Raw genomic sequence first — 9,881 nt, 5'->3', positions numbered from 1 at the left:
CCGGGGCCGGCCCCGGCCGACTGCTGGCGTGGGCCAACACCGTCGCCCTGCGCGAACCGGGCCAGATCACCGCCACCGCCGTCTGCGTGCTGCTGGACCCGGCCAGCGGAGAGCTGCGCTGGGCCCGGGCCGGCCACCTGCCGCCGATCCGGCTCGGCGCGGACGGCGCCGAGGTGCTGCCGCTGCCGCACGGCGTCCTGCTCGGCGCACTGGACGACGCCGCGTACGAGGAGCACACGGCCAGGCTCGACCCGGGCGACGTCCTGCTGCTCTACACCGACGGGCTGGTCGAGCGCAGGGACCGCCCGGTGGAGGAGTCGGTGGAGCAGCTGCTCCGCGCGGCGGGTGCCCCCGGTCCCGACCTGGAGCTGTACCTGGACCGGCTGCTCGAACTCAGCCCCGCCGACACCGACGACGACACCTGCCTGATCGCCGTTCAGACCGAGTAGCCGCCGTCGCCGGGTCTGGGCGTCGCGGCAACGGGACTCGAGCAGTCCCGCGGGCGAGGAGACGCAAAGCATAGAACTGGCGACGCAGTGCTGATTTTCCGGCCGGCTTTCTCCCTAGCGTGGACCTTGCCCGGGGGCCCCGCCCGAATCCGTCATCGGTGGTGCGGGGCGGGGCCCGGTCTCGGTACACCTGCAGTCGCGATCTGCAGCACACAGGACGGGGAACTCGCCATGGCTGGAGACACAACGGCCCGTGCTCTTCGCAGTGGATCAGGAGATCGGGGGTGCACCGCACGACGCCGTGTCGCCGGAGGTGCTTGCGCCGGGCCGGCTTCCTCCGGCCGGCCGGGCACGTCCCGGGCTGACTGCTGACCCCTCTTCCGTAACCGCTCGGCCCGTGTGGCCGGTTCGCCCGGTGAGTGAACCCGCCGCCGGAGAACCGCGGCCATCGATTCCGTCACCGCGCGGATACCGCCACCCACAGGTGCCGGGCAGCTCGGTGTACGGCCTTCCCCCCTGTGGCGACGCCGAGGTCCGTGGAGGTTCCCGCGGGTCCGGGTGCCGCTGTCACAGGTCCGCATCCGACCGCTGACGCCGTCCGACGACGCGTCCGCTGCGCTTCTCGTCGTGCCCCACGGTGGTCCCACCGCTGTTCCACCGCTGTCCTGGTGCTCGGCCGACCGCACTCGTCCACCCCGCCCCACGGCACAGCCGGACCCGGCGGACGGACGGCGCGCTCCGAGAATGCCCCGGCATGGCCACGGACGACCGCCGAACCCCTTCCGACCGTCCTCCAGAGGAGATCCCGCATGCCCACGAAGCGCCATGCACTGCGCGGCCTCACCGCTCTGCTCGCCACGGGACTCGCCGCCGTGACCCTGGCGGCCCCGTCCGCACGTGCGGACACCGTGGTGGCCGACTACGCCTCCGTCACCTCCACCGGCTCGCTCGGCAACTACGCCGCTCCGAACGGGCCGGTGACCCGCAGTCAGGCCGTAGCCCGGGCCAAGGACTGGGCCGACAAGGCGGTGCCCTACAGTCCGAACGGCGTCGCCTCCCCGTACGGCTGGTGGGCGGACGCCGCCACCGGCGGCCGCTACCGGCAGGACTGCTCGGGCCTGATCTCGATGGCCTGGCAGTTGAACACGAGCCTGACCACCGACTCCCTGCCCGGCGTCGCCACCCCGATCAGCTTCAGCCAGCTGCGCCCCGGCGATGCGCTGAACAACAAGATCGAAGGCCACGTGGTGCTGTTCGCCGGCTGGATCAACAAGTCCGCCGGCACCTTCCAGTTCTACGCGGAGCACAGCCGCAGCCGGCCGACCTCCCTCGGCACCGGCGACCTCAGCGACCCGGCGAACTCCGTGGACAGCCACTCGGTGCGCAACTACCAGGCGCTGCGCTACAACAAGATCACCGACGACCCGGTGGTCCCCACCACTCCGGTGTACAGCGGTGACGTGCCGGTGGCGGGTCGTTGGCCGGGGTCGGTGTCGACGACGGTGGGGGTGTTCCGGGACGGGACGTGGGCGTTGCGGAACTCCAACTCCACGGGTCCTGCGGACGGGTCGGTGGCGTTCGGTCAGGCGGGGGACGTGCCGATTGTCGGTGACTGGGATGGTGTGGGGCACACGCAGTTGGGTGTGTACCGGCCGTCGAGCAGCACCTTTGCGGTGCGTCATGATGACGGGAGTGCGACGTCGTTGGTGTTCGGTCAGGCGGGTGATGTGCCCGTTCCGTGGAACTGGGATGCCAACGGGCATGCGCAGATGGCAATTTACCGTCCTTCCACGAACACGTTCACGGTCCGTCATGACGACGGTTCAGTTTCGTCGGTGGTCCTGGGTCAGGCCGGGGACGTTCCTGTGGTGGGTGACTGGGACGGTGTCGGTCACGCCCAGATGGGCATCTACCGTCCTTCCACCAGTACCTTCGCGCTGCGTCACGATGACGGTTCGGTGAGTACCGTGGTCTACGGCCAGAGCGGTGACCTGCCCGTGACGGGGGACTGGAACGCCACCGGCCGTACCACCTACGGCATCTACCGCCCCTCGACCGGGACCTTCGCGCTCAGCGGAGCCTCCGTCGGGCAGGCCGACACCGTCTTCGACTTCGGCAACGGCGGCACCTGGAGCTGACCGGAGGAGCGGAGACGGGAGCGAGCGGCTGATCCGAGGGACCCACCACCGGAGAGCAGCCATCAGCCGTCCACCGCCTTCACGGCAGACGCCGGCACCAGCCGTGGCGGTGGACCCGGTCGGCGAGCAGGACATCCGAGCCCCGCCGTGTCCGGCCGACCAGGCCGGGCACGGCGGGGGACCTCCTCGGCGGAGGCAGCAACCCGGCGATGTCGCTGTGCAGGCCACCGGTCGGCGTCGTCGTGAGCGGGCTGTGCCGGCCGTCGCCGAGCACGCGACGCTCGCCGCCCGGCGATCCTGCCGTCGCCGTCCTCGACGCTAGGGTTGCCGCGCATGACGCACCATGCGACCGAAGTCACCGCGGACCTGGTCCGGGACCTGCTCCGCGACCAGCACCCCGACCTGGCCGACCTGCCCCTGCGGCTCGGTGCGCGCGGCTGGGACAACCAGCTGTGGCGGCTCGGCGACGACCTCGCCGTCCGGCTGCCCTGGGCGACGGAGGGCGCGGACGCGCTGCTGCGCAAGGAACACACCTGGATGCCCGCCCTCGCCCCGCACCTGCCGCTGCCGGTCCCCGTCCCGCAGCGCCTCGGCGAGCCCTCCGAGCGGTTCCCGCGGCCCTGGATCGTCACCACCTGGGTGCCGGGCGAGCCCGCCGACCGGGCCCCGGCGACCCGGGCCGAGGAAGCCGCCGACGCGCTGGCCGCCTTCCTGACGGCGCTGCACCGCCCCGCCCCGGCCGGGGCACCCGCCGGCCGAGGCCGCGGCGGCCCTCTGGCCGATTACGCCGAGGGGTTCGCCACGTACCTCGCCAGGGCCACCGGGCTCGGCCTGCTCCCCGACCCGGACGCCGTCCGCGCCGTCTGGGAGGACGCCGTCGCCGCGCCCGGCTGGGCGGGCCGGGACCTCTGGCTCCACGGTGACCTGCACCCGGCCAACGTCCTCACCGCGGACGGCACCTTCTGCGGCGTGATCGACTTCGGCGACCTCTTCGCCGGCGATCCGGCCTGCGACCTCGCCGCCCCCTGGGTCCTGCTGCCGGACGGCGCCGTCGACCGCTTCCACGCGGCCTACCGGCCGGGCCAGGACGCCGCGACCCTGCGACGCGCCCGCGGCTGGGCGGTGCTCCGCTCCCTCTCCTGCATCCTCATCGGGGACGCCGGCGACCACGGCCGCCCCGGAGGCAAGCCCACCTGGGGCCCGCCCGCCCACGCCGCGCTGCGCCGCCTCGTCGCCACGGCCGGACGCTGAGGGCCCACCGTGGCCGTTAGGGGCGGCCCCGGCCGGGTAGGCGCGACCGGACGAGGGGGATGACCGAGACCACGAGGGAATCGATCCCATGCTGCTGCTGGGACTTCTGCTGATGGCGGCGTCCGGAGCGTTCGTCGGACTGCTGGTCTCGGACAACCTCTCCGGCGGGCCCGACTACCAGGTGACGATCCTGGGCAGCGACCTGGTGACGCTGAACAGCCTGAGCATCTTCCTCGCCGGTGTGGCGCTGGCGCTGCTGTTCTGCCTCGGTCTCGCGATGATGCGGCTGTCCCGGCATTCCCGGCTGTCCCGGCGGGCCGGGCGCACCGCGCGGTCCTCGCACACCGCGCGACCGGTGCGGCGGGCCGCCTCCGAGGACCGCGCCGTGGGCGGCTCCGACGAGCTGCGGATGCCGCCGCAGGAGCGGGCCGCCGAACAGGGCGGCCGGGAGACGGCGGCGCGACCGGGCGGCCGGATCCGGCACATGTTCGGGCGCTGAGCGCCCGCCGGCGGCTCCGATCCGATCCCGGGAGGCCGCCATGGACCCCGCGCTGCCTCGGGTGGCCGGGTGTGGCCGTCCGTGACGTGATCACCGGCCGGTGGTCACCGGGGTGCCGGCGCGGCTGGGGCCGTGCCTACGGGGCGTCCGACGGCGACGGCGTCGGGGAGGACCGGAGGGCGGGGCCGAGGAGGGCGTCGGCGAGGCGGTCCATGTCGGCGGCCATGTCGATGCCCGGATTGAGCAGCCACTGGAGCTGGATGCCGTCGGCGGCGGCGATGAGGATGCGGGCGAGCCACTCCGGGTCCACGGCGGTGGGGTCGTCGACGCCGCGGGTGATGCGGTCGGCGATGCGGGTGCGGAACCGCTCGTAGCGGTTCTCGAAGAAGTCGTGGGCCGGGTGTTCGGGTTCGGCGGCCGCGGCGGCGAGGTCCACGAAGAGCTTGACCAGCCCGGGGGTGGAGGCGTTGTGGGTGAGGACGGCGGAGTGGGGTAGGCCGGCGCCGTCCCCGAACGGGTCGAACATCTCCGCCGCTGCCGCGTCACGGGCTTCCAGAACGGCCGTGAGCAGCGCTTCCTTGCTGCCGAAGTGGTGCACGACGCCGGCGTACGTCATGCCGACCCTGGCCGCGATGTCACGCAGCGAGACGCCTCGGCTGCCGGCCTCGGCGTAGGCCGCCAGCGCGGCGTCGATGATCTCCTGCCGTTTGGCCGAGGTCTTGGCGTAGGGCCCCCGTGGCTTGCTCATGGCGGGGAGTCTAGCGCTCCCGGACACGAACACCTATCGGCGTCAGGTTTTCACCGACGAAACCATTGTGTTGTCATGTTTTCGTGCCTATGGTGAGGCCAGCCCCCTGTGCGAAGCGGCTGTGGAGCCGTCATGGCAGATCCCCCACCCCCACCTCCACCCCCCCCGACGCACCCCGTTCCGCAGTTCCGCCGTTCCGCCCGTACCCAAGGAGAGACCGTGACCGGCTCGCACCACACCCCCCTGCCCGAGGGTTTCCTCTGGGGAGCCTCCACCTCCGCCCACCAGACCGAGGGCGGCAACACCAACAGCGACTGGTGGCCGATGGAGCAGGGCGCCGCCGCCGGCGTCGGCCACATCCAGGAGGTCAGCGGTGACGCCTGCGACAGCTACCACCGCTGGCGCGAGGACATGGACCTGCTGGCCGGACTCGGCTTCACCGACTACCGGTTCAGCATCGAGTGGGCCCGGATCGAGCCCGCCCCCGGACAGTTCTCGCAGGCCGCCATCGCCCACTACCGCCGCATGGTGGAGGGCGCCCACGAGCGCGGCCTGCGCCCGATGGTGACCCTGCACCACTTCACCTCGCCCCGCTGGTTCGCCGAGCGCGGTGGCTGGGCCGCCGCCGGCTCCGGGGAGGCCTTCGCCCGCTACGTCGAGGCCGCCGCGCCGGTCTACGCCGAGGGCGTCGACCACGTCTGCACCATCAACGAGCCCAACATGATCGCCATCATGGTCCCGCTGCTCGACCTGATGCTCGGCAAGACCGAGCCCGGCGACCACGCCTTCCCGACCGCCGGTCTGCCGCTGCCGGGGGAGGAGGCCACCGAGGCCCTGGTCCGGGCCCACCGGTTGGCCGTCGAGGCCGTCAAGTCCCGCGCGCCGCACGTCCGGACGGGCTGGTCCGTCGCCAACCAGGTCAGCCACGCGCTGCCCGGGGGCGAAGCGGCCCGCGAGGCCTACCTCCGGCCGCGCGAGGACGTCTTCCTGGAGGCAGCCCGCGGCGACGACTGGCTCGGCGTGCAGGCCTACACCCGTACCCTGATCGGCCCCGACGGGCCGCTGCCGGTGCCGGATGATGCCGAACTCACCCTGAAGGGGTGGGAGTTCTACCCCGGCGCGCTCGGCGACGCGCTGCGGCACGCGGCCGCCACCGCCCCCGGCGTCCCGCTGATCGTCACCGAGAACGGCATCGCCACCGCAGACGACAGCCGCCGGGTCGCCTACACCGCCGGAGCGCTCCAGGCAATGGCCGCCGCGATGGCCGACGGCGCCGACGTGCGCGGCTACTTCCACTGGAGCGCCCTGGACAACTATGAGTGGGGCAGCTTCGCCCCCACCTTCGGCCTGATCGCGGTCGACCGCCACACCTTCGCCCGTACGCCCAAGCCCTCCGCCGCCTGGCTCGGCGCGGCCGGCCGCAGCCGCGTCCTGCCCACCGCCGCCAACTGACCCCCCCTTCCCGGACCGAGGAGCTCCCACATGACCTCCGAGAACCTGACGATCGCGCAGCAGGCCGCCCTCACCTCGGGCGGAGACTTCTGGCACACCAAGGCCCTGCCCGAAGCGGGCATCGAGGCCGTCACGCTCACCGACGGACCGCACGGCCTGCGCAAGCAGCCCGAGGACGGCGACGCCCTCGGCATCGGCGCCAGCGAACCGTCCACCTGCTACCCGCCCGCCTGCGCCCTCGGCTCCTCCTGGGACCCGCAGCTGGCCGAGCGGATCGGCCGGGCCATCGGCGCGGAGGCCGTCGCCAAGAACGTCTCCGTCGTCCTCGGCCCCGGCGTCAACATCAAGCGCTCCCCGCTCGGCGGCCGCAACTTCGAGTACTTCTCCGAGGACCCGCTGCTCACCGCGCGGATCGGCGCTGCCGTGGTGCACGGGGTGCAGTCCCACGGCGTCGGCACCTCGCTCAAGCACTTCGCCGTCAACAGCCAGGAGACCGACCGGCTGCGGGTGAGCGCCAACGTGGACGAGCGCACCCTGCGCGAGATCTACCTGCCCGCCTTCGAGCACATCGTCACCACCGCCCGGCCCACCACCGTGATGTGCGCCTACAACGCCGTCAACGGCGTCCCGGCCTCCCGGAACTCCCGGCTGCTCACCGAACTGCTGCGCGGGGAGTGGGGCTTCGACGGCGTGGTGGTCAGCGACTGGGGAGCGGTCGGCGACCGGGTCGCCGCCCTCGCGGCCGGCCTCGACCTGGAGATGCCGCCGTCCGGCCGGGAGGCGGAGGTGGTCGCGGCCGTCGAGGACGGCACCCTCGACCCCGCCGCCCTGGACACCGCCGCCCGGCGGGTGCTGACCCTCCTGGAACGCACCACCGCCGCGCGGGTCGTGGGCGCCGGCTACGATCAGGACGAGCACCACGACCTCGCCCGTACCGCCGCCGCCCAGTGCGCCGTCCTGCTCAAGAACGACGGAGGCCTGCTGCCGCTCGACCCCGGGAGCGGCGAAACCGTCGCCGTCATCGGCGAGTTCGCCCGCACCCCGCGGTTCCAGGGCGGCGGCAGCTCGCACGTCGTCCCCACCCGGCTGGACAGCGCCCTTGACGCGCTGCGCGCCCTCGCCGACGACCCGGAACGGATCGGCTTCGCGCCCGGCTTCACCCTCGACGGCGTGCCCGACCCGGAACTGGTCGCCGAGGCGGTGGCGGCGGCCGGCGCGGCCGGGCACGTCCTGCTCTTCCTCGGCCTGCCGGAGTCGGCCGAGTCCGAGGGCTTCGACCGCACCGACCTCGACCTGCCCGCCGGCCAGCTCGCCCTGCTCGACGCCGTCGCCGCCGTCAACTCCCGCGTCACGGTCGTACTTTCGAACGGCGCGCCGGTTCGGCTCACCCCCTGGCAGGACCGGGTCGGTGCGGTCCTGGAGGGCTGGCTGCTCGGCCAGGCCGGTGGCTCGGCACTCGCCCGGCTGCTCTTCGGCCTGGACAACCCCTCGGGCCGGCTCGCCGAGACGATCCCGCTGCGGCTGGAGGACAACCCGAGCCACCTGCACTTCCCCGGCGGGGACGGCCAGGTCGAGTACGGCGAGGGGCTGTACGTCGGCTACCGCCACTACGACAGCCTCGGCCTGCCCGTCGCCCACCCGTTCGGCCACGGCCTGAGCTACACCACCTTCGGGTACGGCGACCCGGAGGTGACGGCCACCGGGGACAACCGCTTCGACGTCTCCTTCACCGTCACCAACACCGGCACGCGGGCCGGCGCCGAGGTCGCCCAGCTGTACGTCCACGAGCGGGCCCCCCGGCTGCGCCGTCCCGAGCACGAGCTCAAGGGCTTCGCCAAGGTCTTCCTGGAGCCAGGCGAGAGCACCCGGATCACCATCACCCTCGACGAACGCTCCTTCGCCCACTGGTCGGTGCTCGACCACCGCTGGCGCGTCGACGCCGGGGACTTCGACCTGCGGATCGGCGCCTCCTCGCGCGACGTCCGGCTGCGGACGGCGGTGACCTGCCCCGGCGACGGCTTCCACCGGCCGCTCACCGCGGACTCCACCCTCGGCGAGTGGCTGGCCGACCCGCTGGGCGCGCAGATCATCGGCGCCGCCATGCAGGAGATGGCCGCCTCCGTCGGCATCGCCGAGGACAGCCCGCTGATGTCCATGGGCGCCGGCCTCCCGGTCAGCCGCATCCCGGCCTTCACCAGCAGCATCACCGCGGCCGACATCGCCCGCCTGGTGGCGGTCCACCGCGAGCTGAGCGCCGGCTAGGCCCTCGCGCGCATCTGCGGCCCCCCTTCAGCGGCTGATGCCGCGAAGGGGGCCGCGGGCCGTGCCACGGGGCCGTGGTGGCGGCAGCAGGCCGGCGGACCTGCCGCTCACAGCCTGAGGGCTCCGGGCGGCGCGCTCAGGCCGCGGCTCCCCGGAACCGTTCAGCAGAGCACGTCAAGCCGTATGAGGATTGTGGAGGTCGACCATGGCGCGCACGGGAGGCGACAACCAGTTCTCGATCGACGAGTCCTTCCGGGAAAGCAGTTCGAGTACCTCGGTGGGTGTCGGACGACCGCTCGGGTCATGGTCAAGGCAGCGGGTGATGACGCCGACGAACCGGAAGGGCAACAGGCTGAGCGCGGACTCCAGGGATTCGCCGGCAGCGAGCGGAATGGCTCCGGCGGCATGACACAGCACCATGCCGAAGGCGTAGAGGTCCGCGGCATGCGTGATCGGTGCGCCAGTGAGCTGTTCCGGGGCGAGGAACCCCTGCGTGCCGATGACGTAGTTGGTACGGGTGAGTGCGGTGCTGTCGAGGGCTCGGGCGATGCCGAAGTCGATGATGCGAGGACCTGCTCTGGAGATGATGATGTTGCTGGGTTTGAGGTCACGATGGATGATGCCGCAGGCATGGATGTGTTCAAGGGCCTCGGCAACGCTGACCGCGAGGGTGTGCAGAGTCCTCAGGGGCAGAGCACCCTGCCGTTCGAGGACATCGTGCAGCGACGGGCCGGGGATGTACTCGGTGGCCAGCCAGGGCGGGTCACCCTGGGCCTCGGAATCGACCACCGACGCCGTGTGGAAACCGCCGACGCGGCTTGCGGCCTCGATCTCGCGGATGAACCGGGCCCGGAAGATCGGGTCCGCGGCGAGCTCCGGCCGGATGACTTTGACCGCGACCAGGCGCTCCCCGCGGGACCGGCCGAGATAGACCGTGCCCATCCCTCCTTGACCGAGCACAGCCGTGAGCCGGTAGCTGCCGATGCTGTCAGGATCGTCCTGCCGCAGTGGACGGTGCCCGGGGGTGAGGCCGGCCCGGCCGAGCGGCTGCGGTGTGCCGCGCATCCCGCCGGCCCCTCCGG

Annotated in this window: 7 protein-coding genes and 1 pseudogene; 6 read left to right on the top strand and 2 right to left on the bottom strand. The window is 72.9% G+C overall.

Going from position 1 to position 9,881, the window contains the following annotated elements; all coding sequences use genetic code 11:
- From BU198_RS31790 to BU198_RS31775, 4 genes are all read left to right on the top strand, one after another.
- Positions 1-449, top strand: a 449-nt coding sequence (locus BU198_RS31790) for a PP2C family protein-serine/threonine phosphatase (protein ID WP_188300311.1), incomplete at its 5' end; no start/stop codon positions are given.
- A gap of 809 nt (positions 450-1,258) precedes the next feature.
- Entirely contained in the window at positions 1,259-2,587 is a 1,329-nt protein-coding gene (locus tag BU198_RS31785) for a hypothetical protein (RefSeq protein WP_188300310.1), read from the top strand.
- A gap of 333 nt (positions 2,588-2,920) precedes the next feature.
- The gene (locus BU198_RS31780; protein ID WP_188300309.1) at positions 2,921-3,838 is read left to right on the top strand and encodes a phosphotransferase; all 918 of its coding nucleotides are present in this window, start codon (positions 2,921-2,923) and stop codon (positions 3,836-3,838) included.
- An 88-nt stretch (positions 3,839-3,926) separates the two neighbouring features.
- A complete protein-coding gene (locus BU198_RS31775; protein ID WP_188300308.1) occupies positions 3,927-4,337 on the top strand; it encodes a hypothetical protein in 411 nt (136 codons plus the stop codon).
- Between the two features lie 136 nt (positions 4,338-4,473).
- Here the strand turns inward: BU198_RS31775 and BU198_RS31770 are convergent, their stop codons facing one another.
- Positions 4,474-5,085, bottom strand: a complete 612-nt coding sequence (locus BU198_RS31770; RefSeq protein ID WP_223245226.1) for a TetR/AcrR family transcriptional regulator — start codon at positions 5,083-5,085, stop codon at positions 4,474-4,476.
- Between the two features lie 219 nt (positions 5,086-5,304).
- Between BU198_RS31770 and BU198_RS31765 the strand changes: the two genes are divergently transcribed.
- Together BU198_RS31765 and BU198_RS31760 are read left to right on the top strand one after the other, a co-directional pair.
- Positions 5,305-6,537 (top strand): glycoside hydrolase family 1 protein, encoded by a 1,233-nt coding sequence (locus BU198_RS31765; protein WP_317620406.1) that lies wholly within the window; start codon positions 5,305-5,307, stop codon positions 6,535-6,537.
- 30 nt (positions 6,538-6,567) lie between these two features.
- The gene (locus BU198_RS31760) at positions 6,568-8,799 is read left to right on the top strand and encodes a glycoside hydrolase family 3 C-terminal domain-containing protein (RefSeq protein WP_188300306.1); all 2,232 of its coding nucleotides are present in this window, start codon (positions 6,568-6,570) and stop codon (positions 8,797-8,799) included.
- A gap of 174 nt (positions 8,800-8,973) precedes the next feature.
- Here BU198_RS31760 and BU198_RS42845 read toward each other — a convergent pair.
- A pseudogene (locus BU198_RS42845) lies at positions 8,974-9,762 on the bottom strand (serine/threonine-protein kinase); the annotation flags it as partial.
- Positions 9,763-9,881: the final 119 nt, after the last annotated feature.

This window comes from Streptomyces sp. CBMA156, assembly GCF_014596515.1.
GTDB lineage: Bacteria > Actinomycetota > Actinomycetes > Streptomycetales > Streptomycetaceae > Kitasatospora.
This window is presented reverse-complemented; position numbering and strand designations above follow the sequence as displayed.

Coding starts and splice junctions, on each gene's coding strand:
- BU198_RS31785 (WP_188300310.1), top strand. CDS start 1,259: ATGCCCACGAAGCGCCATGCACTGCGCGGCCTCACCGCTCTGCTCGCC.
- BU198_RS31780 (WP_188300309.1), top strand. CDS start 2,921: ATGACGCACCATGCGACCGAAGTCACCGCGGACCTGGTCCGGGACCTG.
- BU198_RS31775 (WP_188300308.1), top strand. CDS start 3,927: ATGCTGCTGCTGGGACTTCTGCTGATGGCGGCGTCCGGAGCGTTCGTC.
- BU198_RS31770 (WP_223245226.1), bottom strand. CDS start 5,085: ATGAGCAAGCCACGGGGGCCCTACGCCAAGACCTCGGCCAAACGGCAG.
- BU198_RS31760 (WP_188300306.1), top strand. CDS start 6,568: ATGACCTCCGAGAACCTGACGATCGCGCAGCAGGCCGCCCTCACCTCG.